The 24,442-nt window shown below is 70.5% G+C and carries 13 protein-coding genes; 7 read left to right on the plus strand and 6 right to left on the minus strand.

The window, feature by feature from the left end; genetic code table 11:
• Positions 1-488: 488 nt before the first annotated feature.
• Complete coding sequence (locus ABD211_RS10095) at positions 489-1,127, plus strand: hypothetical protein (RefSeq protein WP_344128654.1); 639 nt, start codon at positions 489-491, stop codon at positions 1,125-1,127.
• Between the two features lie 129 nt (positions 1,128-1,256).
• Here the strand turns inward: ABD211_RS10095 and ABD211_RS10100 are convergent, their stop codons facing one another.
• A complete protein-coding gene (locus ABD211_RS10100) occupies positions 1,257-4,097 on the minus strand; it encodes a glycosyl hydrolase family 95 catalytic domain-containing protein (protein ID WP_344128656.1) in 2,841 nt (946 codons plus the stop codon).
• A gap of 599 nt (positions 4,098-4,696) precedes the next feature.
• Between ABD211_RS10100 and ABD211_RS10105 the strand changes: the two genes are divergently transcribed.
• Positions 4,697-6,364, plus strand: coding sequence for a serine/threonine-protein kinase (locus ABD211_RS10105; protein ID WP_344128658.1), 1,668 nt, complete (start codon positions 4,697-4,699; stop codon positions 6,362-6,364).
• A 651-nt stretch (positions 6,365-7,015) separates the two neighbouring features.
• Positions 7,016-8,473, plus strand: a complete 1,458-nt coding sequence (locus ABD211_RS10110; RefSeq protein WP_344128659.1) for an endo-1,4-beta-xylanase — start codon at positions 7,016-7,018, stop codon at positions 8,471-8,473.
• 94 nt (positions 8,474-8,567) lie between these two features.
• On the opposite strand, the gene ABD211_RS10115 is transcribed toward ABD211_RS10110, so the two are convergent.
• Positions 8,568-10,250: a hypothetical protein gene (locus tag ABD211_RS10115; RefSeq protein ID WP_344128661.1), complete on the minus strand. Its 1,683-nt coding sequence runs from the start codon at positions 10,248-10,250 to the stop codon at positions 8,568-8,570.
• A 282-nt stretch (positions 10,251-10,532) separates the two neighbouring features.
• Here ABD211_RS10115 and ABD211_RS10120 point away from each other — a divergent pair, with 282 nt between their 5' ends.
• Entirely contained in the window at positions 10,533-13,079 is a 2,547-nt protein-coding gene (locus ABD211_RS10120; protein ID WP_344128663.1) for an AMP-binding protein, read from the plus strand.
• Between the two features lie 89 nt (positions 13,080-13,168).
• Here ABD211_RS10120 and ABD211_RS10125 read toward each other — a convergent pair whose 3' ends face one another.
• On the minus strand, positions 13,169-13,732 hold the full coding sequence (locus ABD211_RS10125) for a carboxymuconolactone decarboxylase family protein (RefSeq protein WP_344128665.1): 564 nt from the start codon (positions 13,730-13,732) through the stop codon (positions 13,169-13,171).
• A 725-nt stretch (positions 13,733-14,457) separates the two neighbouring features.
• On the opposite strand from ABD211_RS10125, the gene ABD211_RS10130 reads away from it, so the two are divergent.
• Genes ABD211_RS10130 through ABD211_RS10140 form a run of 3 tightly spaced genes read left to right on the plus strand, consistent with a single transcriptional unit; the run spans position 14,458 to position 21,475 of the window.
• Positions 14,458-17,484, plus strand: a complete 3,027-nt coding sequence (locus tag ABD211_RS10130) for an FtsX-like permease family protein (RefSeq protein WP_344128667.1) — start codon at positions 14,458-14,460, stop codon at positions 17,482-17,484.
• Positions 17,481-20,633 carry an FtsX-like permease family protein gene (locus ABD211_RS10135; protein WP_344128669.1) on the plus strand — a complete coding sequence of 1,051 codons (3,153 nt, stop codon included), beginning with the start codon at positions 17,481-17,483 and terminating at the stop codon, positions 20,631-20,633. Before ABD211_RS10130 ends, ABD211_RS10135 begins: the two co-directional genes overlap by 4 nt.
• The gene (locus ABD211_RS10140) at positions 20,630-21,475 is read left to right on the plus strand and encodes an ABC transporter ATP-binding protein (protein WP_344128671.1); all 846 of its coding nucleotides are present in this window, start codon (positions 20,630-20,632) and stop codon (positions 21,473-21,475) included. Before ABD211_RS10135 ends, ABD211_RS10140 begins: the two co-directional genes overlap by 4 nt.
• 19 nt (positions 21,476-21,494) lie before the next feature.
• On the opposite strand, the gene ABD211_RS10145 is transcribed toward ABD211_RS10140, so the two are convergent.
• The 3 genes from ABD211_RS10145 to metX are packed head-to-tail and all read right to left on the minus strand — an operon-like array spanning position 21,495 to position 24,363.
• Entirely contained in the window at positions 21,495-21,977 is a 483-nt protein-coding gene (locus ABD211_RS10145; protein ID WP_344128673.1) for a CoA-binding protein, read from the minus strand.
• On the minus strand, positions 21,974-23,296 hold the full coding sequence (locus ABD211_RS10150) for an O-acetylhomoserine aminocarboxypropyltransferase/cysteine synthase family protein (protein ID WP_344128675.1): 1,323 nt from the start codon (positions 23,294-23,296) through the stop codon (positions 21,974-21,976). Before ABD211_RS10150 ends, ABD211_RS10145 begins: the two co-directional genes overlap by 4 nt.
• Positions 23,293-24,363, minus strand: coding sequence for a homoserine O-acetyltransferase MetX (gene metX, locus ABD211_RS10155; RefSeq protein ID WP_344128677.1), 1,071 nt, complete (start codon positions 24,361-24,363; stop codon positions 23,293-23,295). The genes ABD211_RS10150 and metX overlap by 4 nt, the downstream gene beginning before the upstream one ends.
• Positions 24,364-24,442 lie beyond the last annotated feature (79 nt).

The raw sequence follows: 24,442 nt of genomic DNA on the forward strand, positions 1-24,442 counted from the left end.
ACCGCGGACGGCGGGCGTGGCAGTGACCACGTCCGCCGCAGCGTTGAGCGGGCATTGCTGCGCCACCGCGACGTGTCCGCTCGAACACAAGCAGAGATCGCAAGCAGGTCTGTTGAGGCTGTCGGGGTCAATGCCGTCGCGACAACCATGGTGACCGAAACCAGCCCCGGTTCTTGCCAGTGCGGCTGCACGGCCGCGCGAACGCCCGTCAACGTCCGGTCGAATCGTTACGGGTGTATTCATGACGGCCGGTACGCGACAGTGCCGCCTGCCCGGCCGTGATTGATAACATATCCAGCGCACGCGGTTCGTTCAATTGCCATATGTCAATGAAGTGGCTGCACAATCCACTTGCCGCGTCGGCGGAGCGCCGGCCTCATCGGGCATGGCGGCGGCCGGCGCGTCCACGCACCTGCCGTTGGGTCGCGGCATGGCGGGCATGCTTCCGGGCGACCTGGTGATCGATTCGTCTCGATAGTGTTTGCGGCATGCGCATCACGGGTTGGCTCGCCATCGGCGCGGGCGTGACGTTCTTCGCGGCCGATGTCTACCTGTTCGCGGTCCTCGGCGCTGCCGGTTGGAATATCGACATGTTCGACGACCCAACCGCGCTGCTGCCGTGGCTGGCCGGGCATCAACGTCTCTACCAGGGCCTGTGGCTGATGTACTTCGTGTCGCAGGCGCTCCTGCTGGTCGTCCCGTGGCGCCTCGGCGAGCAGTTGAACGACCGGGCGACCGGCCTGCTCGGCACGGTGTCGGTGGCGTTGGCGATCGTCGGCGTGGCCATGTTCCTCGCCGCGGCGCCGGTTGTCGCGGACGCCTACGCCGGCGGCGTGGACGTCCTACCTCTGCACAACGTCACGGCCGACTTCGGCAAGGACCTGCGCCTGCTGTCCGAGGTCCTGCTGGGGGCGTGGCTCCTCCTTGTCGGCCGCCGGCTCGCGGCCACGTCCGGCCGGCGGGGGTGGTGGGCGCTCGCCGCGATCGGCGGCTGGACGCTGCTGGTCGCCGCCTGGAAGTTGCTCGACCCCGAGCTGCCGCTCGAGGACTGGCTCGCGTTCCTGCTCGGCGGGGCGTATGTGGTCCTGGGATTCGCGCTGATCCGGTCTGCGCGGCCACGGCCGTGAGGTGCGGCCGGTCGGGGACGTCGCCCACTGCGGCGAATGCCGGCGACGGGCGGCGAGCCGACTATGAGCTGCTGGTACTGCGTGCCCAGCAGCGGTCGGCTCCCCGCCCGCCGACGCCCTACGACGCGGTCAGGTCGTCGTACACGTGATGTTGGTGGGCGCGCCGTTCGTGCCGTTGACCGTGGCGAGAAAGCCGAACGTGGTGGAGCCGCCGGCCGGCAGCGCGCCGTTGTAGGACGCGTTGGTGACCGTCACCGCGGCCCCGCTCTGGGTGTATGAGCCGCTCCACATCTGGGTGATGACCTGCCCGTTGGGGAAGGTCCAGGTCACCCGCCAGCCCCGGATGGGGGACGTGCCGGCCGTCACCGTGACCTCGCCCTGGAACCCGCCGGCCCACGAATTCGTCACGGTGTACACCGCTCGCGCCCCGGTGGACGTCGGAGCGGAACTCGTCGGGATCGGCGACGGCGACGGGCTCGCACTGGTGGGGATCACCGACGGGGACGCGCTCGCCGAGGCCGTGGCCGTCGCGGTCAGTGTGGGCGACGGTGTCACCCCGGGCCGCGCCACGCGGTACGTGTGGCCCGCCCGCGCGGCGAACTGGACGACGTCGGTCTCCGGCCGGGTCGTGGCGGGCGTACTGCCGTCGCCGTCAACCAGGGTGAAGCTGCCGGTGAACAGCCGCGCGCGCAGCCGCGCGGTGCCGTCGCGGTCGGCCCGGATGACAAACTCGTCCGCCTGGCCGTTGGTCCACGCCATGCTCACGGTGTAACCGCCCCTGCCCCGCAGGCCGGCCACCTGCCCGGTGGGCCACGCGGTCGGCAGCGCGGGCAGCAGGTGAAGCTCGCCGTTGTGGCTCTGCAGGAGCATCTCCGCGATGCCGGACGTGGCGCCGAAGTTGCCGTCGATCTGGAACGGCGGGTGCAGGTCGAACATGTTCGGCGCCAACCGGTCGGTGCGGACGAGGTCGCCGAGCAGCTTGCGGGCCCGTGCGCCGTCCTCAAGGCGTGCCCAGAAATTGATCTTCCAGGCCAGCGACCACCCCGTGCCGTCGTCGCCGCGCAGTTCGAGGGTCCGCTTGGCGGCCTCGTACAGTTGCGGCGTTCCCCGGCGGGTGACCTGGTTGCTGGGGTGCAGCCCGTACAGGTGCGACACGTGGCGGTGGGTGCGTTCGGTCTCGACCCAGTCGGCGAGCCACTCCTGGATGTTGCCGCGCGAACCGACCTTCATCGGGGGCAGCCGGTCCTTGGCGGCGCGCACCTGCGTCCGGAATGTGGTGTCCACCCCGAGCACCTCGCTCGCCCGGGCGACGCCTTCGAAGAGGTCCCGCAGGATCTGGTTGTCCATGGTCGGACCGGCGCACACGCTCGCGTTCGAGTGGTGGGGCAGTTCAGGGGAGTTCGACGGGTTGGTCACCAGGTAACCGAGAGTCGGGTGGGTGACCAGGGTGTCGAGGAAGAACTGGGCCGCGCCCTTCATCGCCGGGTAGTACGACCGGAGGAACTCGACGTCGCCGGTGAACTGGTAATGATCCCAGATCAGCGTGGACAGCCAGGCGCCGCCGGTCTGCCACATGCCCCACAGCGCGCCGTCGACCACGGACGCGCCACGCCACCCGTCGGTGTTGTGGTGCGCGACCCAGCCGCCCGCGCCGTACTGCGCCTGGGCCACCCTCGCGCCCGTGACCGTGAGGTCTTTGATCATCTCGAACACCGGCAGGAAACACTCCGACAGGTTCGTGGTGTCGCTGGGCCAGTAGTTCATCGGCAGATTGGCGTTGATCGTGTACTTCGAGTCCCACTGCGGTGCCACGGAGTCATTCCAGATGCCCTGCAGGTTCGCCGGCTGCGTGCCCGGCCGCGAGGAGGAGATGAGCAGATAGCGCCCGAACTGGAAGAGCAGCGCGGAGAACTGCGGGTCGTTCGTGCTCGCGTGCTGCGCGATGCGCACGTCGGTCGTCTGGTCGGCCGCCGCCGTGCGACCCAGGTTGATCGTCACCCGGTTGAACAGCGCCTGGTAGTCGGCGACGTGGCGGCTGCGCAGCCCGTCGAAGGAGACGGCCCGGGCGGCGTTCAGTCTGGTGCGCGCGACGCCCTGGTAGTCCCCGTTGACGGTGCGGTAGTTGACGTAGCTTGAGCCGATCGAGACGAGAACGGTCACGGCGGTGGCGCCGGACACGCGCAGGGTGCCGCCCGAACTGCTGACGGTGCCGCCGGTGGCGACGGCATTGGCCAGCGCGAGGAACCGCACCGACCCGTTGACGCCCTCCATGCTGCCGGAGATGCCGTCCAGGCCGATCGTCGCGGCGTCCGGGCTTGACACCGTGGTGCGCTGCGGGCTGTCGAACGTCGCGCTGAAGGTGATCGCGTTGGCCCGGTCGGCGGTCAGCCGGATTACGATGACCTGGTCGGGGGCGCTGGCGAACACCTCGCGTCGGTACCGTACGCCGTTCAGCACGTACGTGGTGGTGGCGGTGGCGGTGGTCAGGTCGAGCATCCGTACGTACTCGGACGCGCCGCTGGCGGAGCCGAAGGCGAGCCGCAGGTTGCCGACGGTCTGGTAGGCCAGCTGCCCGCCCGGCGTGCCCATCATCGTCTGGTTGATCAGATCCTGCGCGGCGGTCCACTGGTCGGCGAAGACCCGTCGCCGGATCTCCGCCAGGTTGGACGCGCCGCGGGTGTTGGCGGAGTCGTACGGGCCGCCGGCCCAGATGGTGTCCTCGTTGAGCTGCAGCCGCTCCGTGTCGACGTTGCCGAACACCATCGCGCCGAGGCGCCCGTTGCCGATGGGGAGCGCCCGCAACCACTCCGTGCCGGCCGGCTCGTCGTACCACAGCGCGAGGTCGTTCGCGGCGAGCACCTGCGGCGGTGCCGCGGCACCGGCGACCGCCGTCCATCCGACCGGCAGCAGGGCCGCGCCGGCCCCGACCGCACCAGCCTTGAGCAGTTTTCTCCGGGTTACTTCGTGCATGACCATTCTTTCCAGGCGGCGAAATCAGGGACGGTGCATGTGCGGTTCCGTGCCTGTTAGCGTTAACAACGCTATCGACTCTCGCCGATGAGGTGACGATTCGTCAAGATGAATCAGCGTAGTGCGCGAGCGCCCTTTCGTCGGCCGGGCGGGTGCAGAACCTGCGTTTTCGGATGACGCAATCAGTACCGAATATCGGTTATCAAAGTCGTTGTTGCCGAGTCGCGCACAACGCGTCGGATCTGACTGTGGGCAGACGACGAGTAGCGTCAGGTGAGCGGAACCCCGCCTTGGCGTAGTCGCGGGTGGCCATGAGACTGCCGGCGAAGATGCCGGCCGGCTTGCCCGCGGCGATTTTCTCCCGCGTTGCGTGCCGCTTCCCTGGCTTTCGATCTGGACGATGCAGAGAACTTCCTGGTCGCGGTGGCAAAATAGCAACTGGACTGGCTGTCGAGCCGCCGGCGCGAATCGGGTTGACGCCTCTGGTGCCCAATGGCGGATAGGTGCGAAGCGGGCGGCGAGGGCGGCGGCCTGGCAGTCGAGTACGGCGAACTCCTCGGGCGGCTGCCGTTGCCCTCCGTACGTGAGATCCGTACACAATGGAGTGCCGCGGCCGCGACGGCTGGCGGGGCCACCATATACTTCCTGGCTCGGCCGGATATTCAGGGGTTTACATGCTACAGCGCGGCGTAACGCTGGACGAACGGTACGTACTACGCGAGCCGGTCGGCCGCGGGGGCATGGGCGAGGTCTGGCGCGCCGACGACACCGTGCTCGGGCGGGTGGTCGCAGTCAAAGTGTTGCTTTCGAACTTGTCCGGCGATACCGAGTTCGCCGAGCGGTTCTACGCCGAGGCCCGGGCGATGGCGGCGCTGAGCGATCCGAACATCGTCGAGGTCTACGACTACGGCCAAGCGTTCGGTATGGCCTACCTGGTGATGCAGTTCGTGCCGGGCGAGTCGCTGCGCGCCGTGCTCCGCCGGACCGGTCCGCTTCCGGCGCACGAGGTCATGAACCTGGTGACCCAGGCCGGCCGGGCGCTGCATCACGCCCATGTCAACGGTTTCGTGCACCGCGACGTGAAGCCGGGCAACCTTCTGATCCGGCCGGACGGCCGGCTGATTCTCACCGACTTCGGCATCGCCCGCAGCATCGCGGCCACCCGGCTGACCCAGTCCGGCTTCATAGTCGGAACACCGTCCTATCTCGCCCCAGAACAGTTCGCCGGCGCACCGAGCGGTCCGGCGGCGGACATCTATGCGCTCGGGGTTGTCGCCTACGAATGCCTCACGCTGCGTCCGCCGTTTGTCGGGGACACGCCCGCCGCCCTCGCGGCGATGCAGGTGCGCAACGAGCCGCCGCCGCTCCCACCGTCGGTGCCGGAGTCGGTGCGCACTGTCGTCATGCGCGCGCTCGAGAAAGAGCCTTGGCAGCGCTGGTCGACCGCCGCCGCCATGGCCGACGCTGCGGTGGCCGCCGCGGCGGGAGCGGTCGTGCCGTGGACGCGGGAGCGTCGCCCGGGCTCCGCGCCAGCCGAGCCGGGACCGGCGCCGATGGGCTCGTCGGGGCGCCTGGCCGTGCCGCCGACGGCGACGTCCGGCCGCATGATCGCACCAGCCACCGGACCGACGGTTCCGATGGGTTCGACGTCGCCCGACATCGCGGCGCCGCCGATGGTCCCGATCATTCCGGCCGCGCCCGTGGGCGTGTCTCCACGGGCGCAGATCAGCCGGACCGGGCGCCGCCGGGTGGTCCTCGTGGCCGGGGCCGGCCTGCTCATCGCCGCGCTCGTGGGCTGGGCCACGCTGGTGGCCATGAGGCCGGACCGGGTGGTGGCGGCACCGCCAGGGGCCACGTCGTCGTCCCAGCCGACGCCGAGCCGTAGCCCGAGTGCCGGCGTGACCACGAGCACGCCTCCGACCACGACCGCGGCGGCGCCTAGAACCGCGCCCGCGCGGACGACCACCCGGGCGCCCGTGGTCTCGGTGCGGACGACCACGAAGGTCACCACCCGTGCGCCGGCCACCACACCCACTCCCGGTCCCGGCCAGGTCTCGGTTCCGAACGTGATCGCGCAGTACGAGTACGCGGCCGACTACGTCATCCGGGGGGCCACGCTCCAGCCGGAGTTCACCTACGTGGACGACCCCGTCAAGTGCTACGTGGTGGCGCAGGATCCGCCCGCGGGTTCGATCGTGCCGAAGAACTCCCGGGTGGTCATGACGGTCGCCCGCTACAGCACCACCTGTCAGCCGGGCGTCGGGTGAGAGGCCGGGCACACGGCTGGATGGCCGCCGTGGGCGCCAATTACGGGCGTGGACCCGTGACCGTATCCCCGATCACGGCGGCTACCTCGGCAGGGACCGTCAGCGGAGCGAGATGGGCGGCGTCACGCCGCAGGACGTGCCATCCCGCCCGCTCCGCCGTTGTGGCTACGTCGTCGTAAGCGGGTGAGCCGGACGTAGGTGTGGCCGAGCCGGTCGCAGGTAGGAGCGGACAACGGTGCCTCCTCCTCGTACAGGTCAAGGGGTGTGGGCCGCAGTTCCGCGCGGAACGGTTCGCGGACCTCGGGGTGGGGGATCTCGTGCGTCAGGGTCTCGGCCGGGAACCAGGTGTCCAGGGCGGGGGACCGGACAGAGTGGGCCGGAGGTCGGGGACGGCGACGACGTGGCGGTCGGCGAGCAGCAGTTGGGCCACGGCCTCCCAGCTGTACGGGCCCAGGAGCGGACTGCGGATAAGAATGATCAAAATAGGTCCCGCAGGTCCATTTCTCGGTATCAAGAAGTCGGCTGCGCGGATTCTTGTTCGAAAGTAGTGGGAACACTTTCGGAATATATTGACTGTTTTGATTTTCTATCCGGAGAATGCGCCAGCGGCAAGTTACTCCGTCCCGCCGCCATTCGCAGGGAGAAACAGTCATGCCCCGTCACCTTGGCTCACCCGGCAACCCGTCGAGTCGTCTTCGAACACTCCTGGTCCTGGGCGCGGTCGGCCTGCTCGGTGTAACCCTCGCCGTGACGATCAACACCTCCGCGAATGCGGCGGCCAGCCTCGGTGCCGGCGCGGCCATGAGCGGTCGCTTCTTCGGCACCGCCGTCGGCGCGACCAATCTCAACGACTCGACATACAGTTCACTACTGGCGACCGAGTTCACCATGGTGACACCGGACAACGAGTTGAAGTGGGAGTTCACGGAGCCGAGCCGTAACCAGTACTACTTCGTCAAGGCCGACGCCATCGCCGCCAGGGCAGCGGCCCTCGGCGTGCCGATGCGCGGGCGTGTGCTCGTGTGGCACTCGCAGCTGCCGGCGTGGGTCAACGCCATCGCCTCGCCGACCGAGCTGGCCACCGCGATGCAGAACCACATCAACATCGTCATGGGCCGCTACAAGGGCAGGATCAACGCCTGGGAGGTGGTGAACGAGGCCTTCGCTGACAACGGCAGCGTGCGTACCAGCGTCTTCAGCGCGCGCCTGGGCAGCAACACCAGCTGGATCGAGACAGCGTTCCGCACCGCCCGGGCCGCCGACCCGGCCGCGAAGCTCTGCTACGCCGACTACAACATCGAGAGCTGGGACAACCCCAAGACCCAGGCCGTGTACGCGATGGTCCGCGACTTCAAGACCCGCGGCGTGCCGATCGACTGCGTGGGGTTCCAGGCACACTTCACCGCGACCTGGCCCGTACCGAGCAGCTTCCAGACCACGATGCAGAGCTTCGCCGCCCTCGGCGTGGACGTCCAGCTCACCGAGCTCGACGTCGAAGGCACCGGCGCCGCGCAGGCGAACAGCTACAGCACGGCCGTCGCCGTATGCCTGGCGGTGTCCCACTGCACCGGCATCAGCGTCTCGCAGATCCGCGACTCCGACTCGTTCCGCGGCGGCGCTACGCCACTGCTCTTCGACCGGTACGGCGCGAAGAAGCCGGCGTACGACGCGGTCCTGGCCAGGTTCTACCCTGGCCCCGTCACGCCGCCCGTGCCGAGTACCTCCGCCCCGGTAACCAGTCCGCCGGTCACCAGCTCCCCGCTGGTCACGACCCGGCAGGTGCCCACCACGTCCGCGTCGGGTCAACCTGGCGCGTGCACCGCAACGTACCGCCTGGTCAGCGCATGGCAGGGCGGCTTCCAGGCCGAGGTGACCATCCGCAACAACAGTGCCACCACCATCTACAGCTGGACCGCGTCGCTGGGACTGCGGAGCGGACAGTCGACGAACAACCTCTGGAACGGCGTCCCCGGTGCGACCTCCGGGACCATCGCCGTCCGCAACGCGCCGCACAACGGCACGCTCGCGGGCAGCGGCACCACCTCGTTCGGATTCGTCGCCAGTGGTCCCAGCACGCCGGCGCCGACCGTGAGTTGCAGCACCCCGTAATCGGGCACGCTTCCCGACCGGGCACCCATGGCCGTGAGCAGCATTTCTGCTGCTCACGGCCGTGATTTGTACGGCGCCCGAAGAGTGCTCCGCGTTAGCAGCCCACGACCATGACCTCGACCTCGACGGACGTCTTGAGACCCGAGGCGGGATCGGTGGCCGTGAACACCACCGTGTTGTTGTCAGGCGGGACCTGGTTGGGGGAGATCTCGAACGTGCCGCCCGTGCCGCTGCCCAGCGGGAACCGCCCACCACCGGGTGTCACGATCTCCCACGTCAGGTACTGCGGATTGGTGATGGCCGTGTTCCCGGGGCGGGACCGGGCGGTGCCCGAGAACTCGTTGGGTCCGTAGCACACCTGGTCGCCGTTGGACGGCTGGTTGATGGTCACGTTCGGGGGCGTCGGTGACGCGGACGGCTTCGGCCGCTGCCTCGGCGACGCGGACGGCGACGCGGTCGGCGACGCCTTGGGAGAGGTCGACGGCATAGCCGGCGTGGACGTCGGCACCGTCGCGGGCGGCGCCGTCACCGGAACGTCGAGCACCGGACCGAGGTCGGGGCGGACCAGCACGGGCGTCGTGTCGACCGGCTCGGTCGGCTCCAGGTCGATGATGGCGCAGGCGGCGCGTACCTCGAGCACCTCGTGGTCGGGCACGGGGTAGACCCGGGCGGGCGCGGCGAGCGCCGATGATGAGGGGTCACCCATGAACCCCAGGCTGGTCATTGACCGGCCGTCCTCGTCCTCCTCCAGGTGGTGCCAGACCGAATTGTTGTAGTGCGCCCCGGCCCGCTCCTGGTTCACGCCGGTGGCCCGCCAGCCGGTGACCTTCTTGCCCGACGGGTCGCCGGGCGACGGGGCGTTCGCCGACGCGTACAGGTAGCCGTCCTCGTTGAAGCGCGCCTGCCCGCCCTTCGGCTCCGGGACGTCGAAGCCGCCGCCCACCGCGTGGCGGCCCTTGGGGCAGCGTACGGCCACGCTGGCGCTCGAGCCGGCCGCGACGTCGACCGTGGCCTGCACGATCGTCACGTCCGGAAGGTTCACGCAGACGGGTCGCAGCGACACCGCGTAGTTGTAGGTGGGCTGCTGCTTCGCCTCCAGCACGAGCGTGCGCCGCTCCCACAGGTCGCTGAGTGTGACCAGCTCGTGAAACACGTTGGTGCCCGGGTTCATGCGCACCCAGCCGCGCGTCGGGTCGATCCAGGCGCCCTGCACCGGCACCGGCCGCACGGGCCGGCCGGACAGCGCCCGGTCGGCCCGGAACTCCACCCCGATCGCGCGCCCGGCACAGGATGCGACACCCAGCCCACCGGGGTCGGCCTTGTTGAACGGCGCCTTGGTGACCAGGTCCGTGGCGACGGCGCCGACCTTGTCGCGCCGGTCCCGGTACGCGTACGCTTTCGTCCAGGCCAGCCCGCCCTCGACCTCGACCTTCGCGTTCACACACACCGCGTACGCCGTCAGTGTCACCGGCGCGGTGCCTGGGTTGTACGCGGAGGCCAGCCATGCGCCGGTGCCGACGAACAAGCTGCGGGTCGCCACCGCGTCCCCGCCCACGGCGAACCCGCCGTTGATGGCGGTTTCGTGCCCCAGGCACGCGGCCATGGCCGACTGCTCGCCGCCCGCCGGCACCTCCACCGCGGCGCTGCGCGCCACCACCGTGACCTTCGGACCGGACACGAACACCCCGACCGCGACCGCCGCGCCTGCGGCCACCAGGGTGGACGCCGTCGCCACGATCACGGTCTTGGTGCTGAGCCCGCCGAACAAACTCCCCATCGCCACACCGACTCCAGATCCGCGCGTCCAACCCCGTCGCCACCGAGGGCGATGGGAGATGTGCCGAACGATCTTCAGCAACGTCCCGGGCCCGGTCAAGGTCCGTTCGGCTCGAACTGGCCGTTCATGCCGATTTCATCCCGTCCGGAGCCGTGACTTGCGGCAATGGCCAGCAGACTGGCGGCCACCTGCCATGCGACACTGTGCCGCCATCTGCCTTCGGCATGATCGGTAACCGTGCGGACTGCGGCTCTGCTCGGACCATTCCTTTTGAGGAGAGCCGTGTCGTTCGTGTGGGATCTAGCTCGGTTTGGCGCCCGTCCGGCACTTCTGACCGCCACGGGTGAGCTGTCCTACCGCGATCTGGACCGGTGGGCGGGGGAGCTGAGTGACCAGCTGGCGGGCCAGCGGCGGTTCCTCGTGTTGCGAGGGTCCAACACAGCGCCGACTATCGCGGCCTACATCGGGGCGTTGCGGGCGGGTCATGCGGTTCTGATCGCGCCGCCGGACAAGCCGACGGTCTGGCTGGACGAAGCCGACATCGTCGTCAACGGGGATGAGATCGAGATCCGGCGGGCGGACGGGCCGCATCTGCTCCACCCGGAGTTGGCGCTGCTGTTGAGCACGTCGGGCTCGACCGGTGCGGAGAAGTTGGTGCGCCTGTCGTGGCGCAACATCGAGGCGAACGCCGAGTCTGTCGCGCAGTACCTGGAGATCACTGACACCGACCGCGCGGTGACAACGCTGCCGATGCACTACTGCTACGGGCTTTCAGTGATCCATTCCTACCTGGCGCGGGGGGCGTCGCTGTTGCTGACCGATGCCTCGATAACGGCTCCTGGCTTCTGGGACGCCGCCCGGGAGCATCGGGTCACCAGCTTCGCCGGTGTGCCGCACACGTTCGAGCTGTTGGATCAGGTCGGCTTCGAGGCGCTCGACCTGCCCGACCTGCGGTATGTGACCCAGGCCGGCGGCCGGATGGCGCCGGAGCGGGTGCGGGCGGTCGCGGCGCTGGGGCGTCGCAAGGGCTGGCGGCTGTACGTCATGTACGGGCAGACGGAGGCGACCGCCCGGATGGCCTACCTGCCCCCGGAGCTCGCTGAACTGCATCCGGGCAGCGTGGGGATCGCCATCCCCGGCGGGTCGTTCCGCATCGACCCGTTGCCCGACTGGCCCGGGACCGACGGTGCCGGAGAACTGGTCTACTCCGGGCCCAACGTCATGCTCGGTTATGCCGAGAGGCCGGCTGACCTGGCCCTCGGTCGAACCGTCGACGAGTTGCGCACCGGGGATGTGGCGAGGCTGACCGATGCCGGCCTGGTCGAGATCGTCGGGCGTCGTGGCCGGTTTCTCAAGCTGTTCGGCCTGCGGATCGACCTGCAGCGGGTCGAGGAGATGCTGGCCGACGGGGGTTACCTGGCGGGCTGTGTCGGCGACGACCAGAGTCTGCAGATCGCGGTGGTGGGCGCCGATCCGGATGAGGTCCGGCGGCTGGCCGCGCACGCGACCGGCCTGCCCGGCCACACGGTAGTTGTCCGCACTGTCCCGGAGCTGCCCCGTCTCGACTCAGGTAAGATCGACTACCCGAGCCTGCGGCGCGCGTTCGCCGCCGCTGAGCCGGCGCCGCCGGTGGACCCGGCCGACCTGCGTGCCCTGTACACCAGGATCCTCGACCGGCCCGACGCGACGGATAACGACACCTTCGTCAGCCTGGGCGGCGACTCCCTCTCCTACATCGAGATGACCCTGCGCCTGGAACAGGCGCTCGGCACCATCCCGCCCAACTGGCACACCACCCCGATCCGCGACCTGCGGGCGTCAGCCGCCCCGCCACGCCTCTCAGGCTGGCGCTCACGGATCCGCCGGATCGAGACCAGCGTCGCCCTCCGAGCGCTCGCCATCATCCTGATCGTCGGGGACCACATCGGCGTTTTCGATCTGTCCGGCAGCGCCCATGCCCTCTTGGCCGTCGTCGGCTTCAATCTGGCGCGGTTCAGCCTCGCCACCACTGATCGCATGGCGCGGGTCCGCCGACTGGGCTCGACCATTGCCCGGATAACGGCCATCACCATTCCGGTGTTCGTCGTGATCTCGGCGTGCTACCCGCAGTACTCGCTCGGGGGGTTGCTCAGCAGCCACGACATCATCCCACCCGAGCCCTTCTCACCTGAACGCGCGGAGTGGCAGTACTGGTTCATCGTCGCCCTGCTCTACATCCAACTGTTCCTCCTGGGCCTGATCGCGATCCCGTGGGTGCACCGCCATTCGCTGGCCCATCCGTTCGGCCTGCCCATGACCCTGGTGGCCGTTGGGCTCGTCGCCCGCTACCAGCTTCTTCCCGGCGTCACGTTCCCACGACAGGCAGAGGTCTTCTGGCTGGTCGCCATCGGCTGGGCTGTCGCCGGAGCCCGCAACGTCCGCGAGCGCCTCGTCATCTCCGTGGTCGTGGCGGTGGGAATGTGGGGAGCCCTGGATAACCACCCGATGGATGTGCGGGCGACGCTCCTCGTGCTGACTCTGGTCTGGGTGCCGTGGCTGCCGAGCACCCGGTTCCTCAACCGCGTGGCGGGCGTGATCGCGGCGAGCACCCTCGCCACCTACCTGGTTCACTGGCAGGTCCTCCCCGTGATGCAGGACCACCGCCTGGGCAACCCCGTGGTGACGATCGTCGCGTGCCTGGTGGTCGGTGCGCTCTACTTCAGGCTGGCGGAATGGGTCATCGCCCGGACTGTGGCCTGGTGGCGTGACCTCCCGGTGGATGCGACCGCGATGCCGACGGCGCCGCGGGCGGCCGCCGCGTCGGAGACGAGTGGTGCCGACATTCACTAGGACCGTCAGCGGCCACTCGCGTGCGTTCGGGCATGCCCACGACGGTGGGCGGCGCGGTCTGCGCGCCGCCCACGCGGCAATGGTTGGTCTCAGCCGGCCGCCCTGCTCGGCACCTGCCCGTAGCCGAATTCGACGATCTGCTTGGCGACCTGGGTGTACGCATCCGGGTCCCGCGGGGCGAGGGTGCCGAGACCGTCGACGTACCGGTTGAACATGCAGAACGCGGCCGCGATGAGCACCGTGTCGTGGATCTCGACGTCGGTCGCGCCCTCGGCGCGGGCGTCCTGGACCATCGCGGTGGTGACGTTGCGGCCACCGGACTGCACGGCGCCCGCGATCCGCAGCAGGCTGCGTAGCTTCGGCGAGACCGGCGCGCCGTCGAGGTCGGCGTGCACCTGGTCGACGAGGGTCATGCCCTGGTCCAGTTGAGCCGCGGCGAACGCCGAGTGCGACCCGCAGCAGAACGTGCACTCGTTGAGGCCCGACACGTACGCCGCGATCAGCTCCCGCTCGCCGGGCGGCATCGAGTGTGGCGCCCGTAGCAGCACCTCGGCCAGCTCGTTGAGCGGTTTGGCGGTCTCCGGCCGGTACCGCATGGGGCCGATGATGCCGGGAAACTCGGTTTCGTCGACACCGAGATCGATGTGTGCCATACGTTGCTACCTCCGCTGCTGGGTCGGACAGGGCACGGCGCATACGCCACGCTCGTCACGGTCCCATCACGGCGCCGGTAGCGGCATCTTCTGTCGTGCGCTCTTTGCGGCGTCACGCCGAACCCGTTGTCCTGCGACGCGAAGGGCACATACCCTCTGCATCCAATAGCATTAGTAGACATTAGGCGACGGGAGACGCGACGATGAGCGTTCGATTCCTCACCTGATCTGGTGCGCGCCTACCCGGCCACCATCACCGACGCGGTCCGACAGATCGGCACAGACCGCCAGCGACCCGTCCGGTAGGGATGCCGACAAGCCTGACCTCCACTGAGCTTCGGGCCTACTCGCCATACACGGACATGACGGCTCTGGTCAGTCTCCCGATAAGGTCCGGTTCACGCCCCGCGAGCTCTTCTTCGAGCGCACAGAGAGTCACGTGGGGCATCGGCAATTCCTCGTTATCGGCGGCATCACCTGTCACGCTATCCCGGGCGGCCAGCCATCGTCGGCGCCGTCCTGCTGTTCTTGTCCGTATTCGGCAACACCTGCGGAAACCTCCGGAACCTACGATTTCGGTCTGCCCGGGCAGGCCGGGCGCCGTCCTCTCGTGACACAACGCCTGGTCAGCCGCGTAACGGACACGTATCGCTTGGCGCCCGGGATGATCGGGTGCACGCGCGGACTCGTAAGGTGGCGGCGAAACCTTATGGGGGACCCGCTGCATGTTCGCGATCATTGTCGCCGCGATCCGGTGCCGGCCGGCGCAGGCGATCACGCTGTTCCTGCTCGCGGCCATCGCGAGTGGGGGGATGGCGGCGACACCCGCGTACATGGTCGGCAGTGCCCAGTCGATGGCCGTCGCCTCGGTGGCCGACGCCCGGGGCAACGAACGGCTGGTCAGCGCGACGCGGCAGCTGCCAGGTGACGTCGACCTGGGGACGGCGTTCGGCGACTTCGCCGCCACGATGCGTCGCGAGCTGGTCCTGCCCGGATTCCCCGCGGTCGCCGACGTCCGCGTCAGCGCCACGATGTCGGGCAAACCGGTCGTCCTGGCGTACCGGGAGAAGGTCTGCGACCGCCTGGTGATCGAGGGTGCCTGCCCGGCCGCGGCCGGTGAGGTGGCGATCGGTGCTGCTCTGGCGTCGACCGGGGTCAGGATCGGTGACACGATCCGGGCGGCGGTCGTGGCGGAGGGAGTGCCCGCGGCCGGCATCGCGCTGAAGGTCACCGGAGTCTTCCGGGCCGTCGACCCGGCCGAGGCCTACTGGGGCCCGCTGTCGGCGGAGAACAACACGTCCGCGATACCGGTCGGCGTCCGGCTGGGCGGCGACGTGATGTTCACCCCGCTGGCCACGCTGTCGGGCCTCCGCAAGGTCACGGGCACGAGCTCGGTCGACTACCTCGCCTCGGCCGACGCCTTCCGCAAGACCGGTCCGCAACTGTTGGCCCTGGCCTATGAACAGGCCCGCAAGCGTCTGGCGCCGACCATCGCGGTCGACTCCCAACTGCGCGCGCAGGCCGACCGTACCTGGAACGACCAGCAGTACATGTATGTGGGAGTGGCGGTCGCGGCGGCGCAACTCCTGTTGTTGTGCTGGATCGCCCTGTTCCTGGCCGTCCAGCTCACCGCCGACGCCCGCCGCACGGAGCTGGTCCGGCTGAAGATGCGCGGCGCCCGCCGTCGCGACGCCTGGGCGTTGATCATCGGACAGAGTGCGCTGCCCATCGTGCTCGGCGGGGTGGTCGGGCTGTTCGTCGGGCGGTACCTGGCCGGGCTGGCCGTCGGCGAGCTGGTCAGGACCGAGCTGCGGCAACAGGCCTGGTACGCCACCGTCGGCGCGGCCGCGCTCGCCGTCCTGGGGGCGGTGATCGCGGCGATCCTCGCCGAGCGGGCGAGCCTGTCGCATTCGGTTGCGGTGCTGAACCGCAAGGTGGCGCGGCAACGACGCGGGTGGGCGGGCAACGCGTTCGACGTCGTGATCGTGGTCCTCGCCCTCGGCGGGGCCCACGAGGTCCACGAGCGCGCCACCGGCGGCCTGACCCTCATCGCGCCCGTGCTGGTGGCGTTGGCGGTCGGGCTGATCGCTGCCCGACTGCTGCCCCGGATCGCCACCGTCGTGGCCCGACCGGCCCTGCGCGCGGGCCGGCTGGGCATCGGGCTGACCGCGATGAACCTGGCCCGCCGGCCCACCCTGACCCCGGTCTTCGCGGTGCTCACCCTTGTCGTCGCGGTGCTGTTCGGCACGGTACTCAACTGGGACGTGGCCACCAGGGCCCAGGCCGACCGGGCCGCGTTCACCACGGGCGCCGACCGGGTGCTCACCGTTCAGGCCGACAACGTCAGCGCGCTGCTGACGGCCGTGCGGGCCGTCGACCCGGACGGCCGGTACGCCATGGCCGCCGTCGAGAGCACCGAGGTCGGCGTGCTGGCCGTGGACGCGCCCCGCCTCGCCGTGAGCCATTGGGATGAGGTGTACGGTCTGCCCCACTGGGACCAGGTCGCCGCCGCGCTGCACCCGGGTTCGCCGGCGTCGTTCCTGGTCCGGGGCGATAATCTCCGCCTCGACGTCACGTGGCGACAGCCCGCCGGCCCGGCATCGCCGGTCAACGTGGTCGTGGCGTTGCAGGGCGGCGCCGGCCGGCCCGTCGCCGTCACGTTCGGGCCGATGCTGGCCGGGCGGCACGTGTACGAGGCGCCCGCCGCCGGGTGTGGTGAGGCCGCGCCCTGCCGGGTGGCCAGCATCGCGCTGTCCACGACCCAAGCTACGGACGTACCGGCCGGCACGGTCGCGACCCTGCACGGGCTGCGTACCGGTCCGACCGGGCCCGCCGTCATCGACCAGGCCACGTTCGGCGACCGGACCCGCTGGCGCGCCGGCATCACGTCCAAGGTCCAGGTGCCGGACATCGACGGCGGACCGGACGGACTGGGCGTCGCCGTCGGCGCGCACACCGTGCCGGAAGGCCTGACGCTCAACGCGCCGGTGTACCCGTTCGACGCGCCCAGCCCGTTGCCGGTGTTCGTCGCCGGGGACAGGGCGCTGGGCGGCTCACCGTGGGATCCGCGGATCCGACCCTTCTCGAGCAGCGATCTCGTGGCCGTGCAGGTCGCCGGTACGGCGAACGCCATCCCTCGGCTCGGCGCCAGTGGCGCACTGGTCGATCTCGAGTACGCCCTGCGCGACGCGGATGTCGTGGGCGACGGCAGCATGGAGGTCTGGCTGGCCGCCGACGCACCGGACACGCTTGTCGCGGCGCTCGCTGATCACGGCGTACGGGTCGTCAACGACGACGCGATCGCTGACCGGCTCGCCACGCTGCGCCAGCAGGGCCCTTCGGTGGCGATGCGGTTCGGACTGCTGGTCGCGTTGGTCGGGCTGGCTCTCGGGGTGGGCGTGTTCGCCCTCGCCACCGTCGTCGAACGCGGTCCGCGGGGCAACGAGTTCGCCGACCTGCGCCGCCAGGGCCTGCGACGGGGAGTGGTCCGCGCGGTCAGCTTCGGCGGCTATCTGATCTTCGCGACACTGGCCGTCGCGCTGGGCGTCGCGACCGCCGTCGTCTGGCGCTGGCTCAGCGGCGGCGGAACGTTGATCTTCGCCGACGACTGGGCCGGGCTGCCCGTGCCGACGGCCGGCTCGGCCACCGTCGGTCTGGCGACGCTGGCCGTACTCGCGCTGGTGCTCGCGGCGGCGACCGCCGCCGCGGCCGGGCTGATGAGTGCCGTTACCCGGGGGAGGAGCGGCCGATGACCGCGGTGATCTTCCGCATGATGGGCGCCCGGCGGGCCCATGTCGCCATCGTGTTCGCGCTGGCCGTCCTCGCCATCGCGGCATCGGTGGCGGCCCCGGTCTACCTGTTGGCCGGTGGGCGGAGCCTCGTCGCGGCCACGGTGGCGGCGGCCACTCCGCGCGAGGTCACGATCACGGTGCAACAGCAGATCGTCTTCGAACCGTCGCCCGACGGTGAGACCCCCGCGCCGGAAGGGGATGCCTTCACCTTCCAGAGCGAGGCCGCCGATATCGTGCGGACACCGGGATTCACCCCCACGTACGGGGCGGACACCCAGGTCGTCGTGGCGACCGGCCCGCCGAGCATCCCGGCGGGGCACGTCTACAAGCTCGCGTCGCGCGACCACTCCTGCGAGCACGTCGTCCTGACCGCCGGCCGGTGCCCGGGTGGCCCCAACGAGGTCATGCTAGGGGAAACCCTGGCCAGGGAGTTGGCCGTCGCACCGGGCGCCACCGTGAACCTGCGGGCCATCGAGTTCGAGCCCAGCCCCGGCAGTGGCCCGCCCACCCGCGTCCCCGGCGGTGGGCCCCGACCCATGTCGGTGGTCGGGATCTACCACCCGGCCGACCCGGCGGCGGGGTTCTGGGGCCTCGATGTGCTCGACACCCCGCTCGACCCGGCCGAGCTACCGATCCTGACCAACCTGCGTACGCTGTCGGCCCTGCCGCATCAGCAGGAGCAGCGTTCGATCGTGGCCGAGCCGCTGCCCGGCACCATCACCGCCGACCGGATGGACCAGCTCAGCGCCGACCTGGACCGGACGCTGACGGGTCGCGACGGCATCGTCCCGTCCAGCGGCCTCACCCGGCTGCTGGCCACCTTCCGGGCCGACCTGCAGACGATGAAGGTGGCGCCGACCTTCGCCGCCGGAGCCCTCGTGGTGTTGTGCTGGTTCGTCATCTTCGTGGCGATGGCGCACACCACCGAGGCCCGTCGGGCCGAGCTCGGTCTGCTGAAACTGCGCGGCGCGAGCGGCGCGGACCAGGCCTGGCTCGCCCTCGCCGAGAACGTGGTCGCGCTGACCGCGGGCGGGTTCGTCGGCTATCTCGTCGGCCACGCGGCCATCTGGCTGGTGGCCCGGACGCTGCTGCCCGTGCCGGTGGCAGTGCCTGTCACGCTGTCGCCCCTGCCGTACGCCGCGGTCACGCTGATCGGCGCGATCGGCGCCGGGGTGCTGGCACTGCGGCGCGATCTGATGTCGCCGGCCCTGGAACTGATGCGCCGGGTGCCGAGCCGGCTCGGCCGGACGCAGGGCGTGCTGGTCGCCATCGTGGTCACCGCCCTCGCGGCCGCCTCCGTGGCGCAACTGAACGCCAACCCCGGCGACCTGGGCGGCCTGGGCGTACTCGCGCCGGGCCTGGTGGTTCTGGCCGGCGGTCCGCTCCTGTCCCGCCTGCTCGACCCGGTCGTCGGTTGGCTGGGGCGGCGGGCACTGCGGCGCGGTCGGCTCGCGTCGGCGCTGGCCAGCCTGCACTTCGCCCGGCGGGGTAGCGGCGGGCGGGCGCTGGCCCTGCTCGTGGTGGCCGTCGGCCTGTTCGGCTATGCGGTGATCGCGGCCGATACCGCCGATCGGGTACGCACCCGTGAGGCGCGCCAGTCCATCGCCGCCGACCGGGCGGTGTCGGTCGGCGCGGTCCTGCCCGACCGGCTGATCCGGGCGGTGCGTCAGGTCGACCCGGAGGGCCGCTACGCCATGGCGGTCGTGGTCCGTCCCGACGGGCAGCGCGGGGACGTGCTGGCCGTCGACTCGGTGCGACTGCCGGCCGTGGCGTTCTGGCCCGACGGGGCGCCCGTCGCGGTCGGTTCCGTGCCGGCCCGGCTTCGTCCGCCCGTCGCGCCGGTTGTCACCGTGACCGGCACGTCGCTGGTGCTGCGGGCGACCGCTTCGCTGACGCCGGGCCGGGTGCTGGCCATCCGGGTCTGGGTCGCCCCGACCAATGGCGAACCGGCCACCAGCGTGGCGTTCGGATCGATCAGGCCCGGTTCGGCCGACTACCGGGTCGACGTGCCGTGCGCCCAGGGCTGCCGGCTGGGCAACCTGTCGTTGCAGCAGCGGGTGATCATCAACGACGGCTCCGTCGGCACCACCACCTCCCTGGGGAGCACCGTCGTGCTCAACAGCCTGCGCCAGGGCGGGCCCGATCAGGAGCTGGTATCGGCGGCGGGCTTCGGCGGCTGGAGCGAGCGCAGCCTCGGCGCGCTCAAGCTGACGCCCGACCCGGCCGGCCTGCAGGTCAGCGTCCTCGGCGCCGGCGGCCGGACCGCGGCCATCGGCCCACCCGACACGCCAGCCGCCCTGCCGATGGTCGCCGCCGGCGGCCAGTACCCCCTCAACGGCGCAGTCCTCGTCGGCGCGGACGTGCCGGCGGAACCGGTCGCCACGATGCCGTCGCTGCCACGGGCCGGGAAGCAGGGCGCGATCATCGACCTGGAGTACTTCACCCGCTACGCCGAGAGTTACCACCCGACGGCGCATGGTCAGGTCTGGTTGAACGACCGGGCACCCGCGGACGTCCTCGACCGGTTGCGCGGCGCCGGCCTAATCGTCTCCGCCGACCGTCGCCTGTCCGCCGACCTCACGACCGCCGGCCAACGCCCCGAAGCGATCGGTTTGAACTTCTTCGTGGGGGCGGCGCTGCTCGGCGTGATCCTCGGGCTGGCCGGTCTGGCCCTGGTGGCCGGTGTCGAACGCCGGTCCCGGGCCGAGGAGCTGCGCAACCTGCTCGTGCAGGGCCTGCCCCGGCGCATCATGCGCGGCGCCAGCCTGCGCGGCTATCTGCTCCTGGTCGTGCCGGCCAGCCTGTTCGGCGCGATCGTGGCCGAGGTGGCCTGGATTCTGACCCGGGCCGGCATCCCGACCGGCGAGCCGGTCGCCGACGGGTTCGCCCTGGTCCTGCCGGGAACGACCGCGGTGCTGGCCTGGGCCGCGACCGCCGTCGCCCTGATCGTGGCCGCGGCCCTCCTGGGCGCCGCGTTGGCCCGGGCCGTCGATCGAGGCCCGCGGTCCGCGTGGCGCGGGGCCGGCGGGCCGGTCCCGTCACCGCGTCCGCCCGACCCGTCGGGGCCGGTGGGCTCCAGAGACAGTTCCAGCGAGAGGAGTACGGCGTGACGACGGGACTGGCGGTGGCATGTCGGCGGGTGGTGCACATCTACCGGGCCGAGGCCGGCGACGTGGTCGCCCTGGCCGGGGTCGACCTGTCCATCGGCCCCGGCGAGATGCTGGCGCTGGTCGGCCCGTCCGGGTCGGGCAAGTCGACGCTGGTCGCCCTCCTGGCCGGACTGATGCGCCCGTCCGCCGGGCTGGTGAACATCGGCACGTACGACATGGGCAAGCTGTCGGACAAGGAGATCTCGCGGCTGCGCGGCACGCAGATCGGCGTCGTCGTCCAGAACGCCACCCGCAACCTGTTGCCGTACGTCAGCCTGCGCCGCAACATCATGCTGGCCCAGCGCCGCGCCGCCCGTACCAAGGGTGTGAAGCTGGACGATCCGGATCGCGTGCTCGACCTCGTCGGTCTCGGCGGCCAGGGCAACGCCGCGGTCGACACCCTCCCACCGGGTGCGCGCCAACGGGCCGCCCTCGCCGTCGGGATCGCCGCCGGCCCCGGCCTGCTCCTTGTCGACGAACCGACCAGCCAGCTCGACACCGGCGGTCGCGACGAGGTCGTCCACGCCCTCGAGACGGTCAACGCCGAGCGGGGCACCACCATCGTGGTGGTGACCCACGACGGCGACGTGGGTGCCCGCCTCGGCCGTGCCGTCACCATCCGGGACGGCCGGGTGGGTGCCGAAGGCCGCGACGGGCAGGACTTCGCCGTGGTGGCCGGCGACGGCACCGTACAGCTCCCGCCGCAGGTGCTCGAACGGTTCCCGGAAGGGACGTTGTTCACGGTCGTGCAGTCCGACGACGAGGTCAGCCTCAGGGCGTACGTCCAGACGCCGGCTCATTAGCGTCGTCACGACGGGTTGGCTACTGCAGCCCGCCGCGGACCGAGGTGATGCGCTGGGTGTTGAAGCCGAGCCAGTGCATCCGCCCGATGTACCGGGCGTGTTCGACCTTCAGGCACCGGTCGACGATCACCGTGAGCCCGCCGTCCTCGGCGATCCGGTTGCCCTCGTCGTTGATCACGCCGAACTGGCACCAGACGCTGTCCGCGCCCATCGCCACCGCGTCCCGCGCGATCCCCGGCAGCGCTTCCGGCGCGCGGAAGACGTTGACGACGTCCACCGGCACGGGCACGTCCACCAGGCTCGGGTAGGACCGCTCGCCGAGGATCTCGGTCTCGCGGGGGTTCACCGGGATCACGTGGTATCCGTGCCGCTTGAGGTAGTAGCCGACGAAGTAGCTGGCCCGCAGCTCGTTGCTCGACAGGCCGACGATCGCGATCGTCGTGGCGTGGTGGAGCACGCGCTGGATCGTCACCGGGTCCTGGTACCGCGTCAGATCCGTCATGCGGTCGCCGCCTCCTTCACGTACGCGAGAGCCTGTTCGAGGTCCCAGATCAGGTCCTCGACGGACTCGGTGCCCACCGACAACCGGACCGTCCCGGGCGCGACGCCGGCCGCGCGGAGCTCGTCGTCGCTCAGCTGCCGGTGCGTCGTACTCGCGGGGTGGATGACCAGGCTCTTCGCGTCGCCGACGTTCGCCAGGTGGGACCAGAGCGTCAGCCCGCGGATCAGTTCCTGCCCGCCGGCCCGGCCGCCGGCGCAGTCGAACGAGAACACCGCCCCCGCTCCGCCCGGCAGGTACTTCGCCACCAGCGGCTGGTACCTGCTGTCCGGGAGACCGGGATAGGTCACGTTCGACGCCAGCGGATGCGTCGCCAGGAACTCCGCAACCGCCCGCGCGTTCGCGACGTGCCGTTCCATCCGCAGCGACAGCGTCTCCAGCCCCTGCAGGAACAGGAACGCGTTGAATGGGGAGAGGGCGCCGCCGAGGTCGCGCAGGGTCTCGGCCCGCAACTTCATCAGGTAGCCGTACGTCCCGAACGTCTCGTGGAACCGCAGGCCGTGGTAGGCCGGCGACGGATCGGCGATCACGGGGAAGCGCCCGTTGGACCAGTCGAAGGTGCCGGCCTCGACGACCACGCCGCCGATGCTCGTGCCGTGCCCGCCGATGAACTTGGTCGCCGAGTGGATCACGATGTCGGCGCCCCACTCGATCGGGCGGCACAGGTACGGCGTCGCGAACGTACTATCGACGATGAGCGGCGCGTCGTGCTCGTGCGCGATGGCCGCCACCGCCTCGATGTCCAGCACGTTGCCGGCCGGGTTGCCGATCGTCTCGCCGAACAACGCCTTGGTGTTGGGGCGGACGGCCCGCCGCCACGCGTCCAGGTCGTCCGGGTCGACCCAGGTCAGCTCGACGTTCAGCTTGCGCAGCAGGTGCTTGAGCTGGTTGACCGTCCCGCCGTAGAGGGCCGAGGACGCCACGACGTGGTCGCCCGGCTGCAGCAGGGTGAACAGCGCCGCCGCCTGCGCGGCGATGCCGCTGGCGAAGGCCACGGCGCCACAGCCACCCTCGAGGTTGGCCACCCGCTCCTCGAACACCGCGACGGTCGGGTTCATGATGCGCGAGTACGTGTTGCCGTACTCCTGCAGGTTGAAGTAGGCCGCGGCCGATTCCGGGTCCTCGAACACGTAGCTCGTCGTCTGGAAGATCGGCACCGCGCGTGCCCCCGTGTTCGGGTCCGGTCGCTGCCCGGCGTGGAGCTGGCGGGTCTCGAACCCGAACGCGCGGGCCTCCTCGGCGCGTGGCGGCCTGTCGGTCACGAGGGTGTCTCCGTTCGCGGTCCGGCGAGGAAGCGGCGGACGATGGGCGTCTGCCGGGCTTCCTCGAGCAGGAAGCAGTCATGGCCGTACGGCGCGTCGATGATATGGAACTCGACCGGCTTGTCGAGCGTGCGGAGCGCGTCGGAGATCTCCCGCGACCCGGACGGCGGGTACAGCCAGTCGGAGCTGAAGGCGATCAGCAGCGTCCGCGCGGACACGCCGGCGAGCGCCCGTTCGAGCGACCCGCCGCCGTGCTGCCGGGCGAGGTCGAAGTAGGTCAGCGCCCGGGACAGGTACAGGTAGGTGTTGGCGTCGAAGCGCTTGACGAACGAGTCGGCCTGATGGCGCAGGTAGCTCTCGACCTCGAACTCTGGCACGTCGAGCGTGTACCGGATGTCCCCGGCCGACTGCAGCCGCCGGCCGAACCGGTCCGTCAGCGCCGGCGCCGACAGGTACGTGATGTGGCCGACCATCCGCGCGACGCCCATGCCGGCGTCGGGCGCGCGGCCCGTGCCGTGGTAGTGGCCGCCCTGCCAGGCGGGGTCGCGCATGATCGCCTCCCGTGCGATCGCGTTCCACGCCACCCCCTGCGGATGCAGCGCGTGCGTGGAGGCGATCGCCACGACGGCGTCGACCTGGTCGGGGTAGCGCACCGCCCACTCCAGCGCCTGCATCCCGCCGAGCGAACCGCCGGCCACGGCCGCGAGCCGCTCGATGCCCAGGACGTCCAGGAACGCCCGCTGGCACCGCACCATGTCCGCGACGGTGATGACGGGAAAGTCGGATCCGTGCGGCCTGCCGGTCGCCGGATCGATTGACGAAGGCCCGGTCGTGCCGCGGCACCCGCCGAGCAGGTTGGTGCACACGACGAAGAAGCGGTCGGTGTCGAACGCCCGGACTACACGTGGCTGCACGTACCGGTCGTCGACGCCAAGGGCCACCTCACCCACGAGGGCGGCGTACTCGACAGCCCGGGCCTGTACGCGCTGGGGCTTCCCCTGCTGAGGCGACGCAAGTCGACCTTCATCCACGGCATCGAGGACGACGCGCGCGATGTGATCGACCATCTCGCGCGCAACCTCTGAGGAGGGCGTCGGGAAGCGACTCTATTGACTGTGGTCCGTGTTAACGCAAACATTTAGGTCC

Origin of the sequence: Luedemannella flava (assembly GCF_039528515.1) — a bacterium.
Classification (GTDB): Bacteria; Actinomycetota; Actinomycetes; order Mycobacteriales; family Micromonosporaceae; genus Luedemannella; species Luedemannella flava.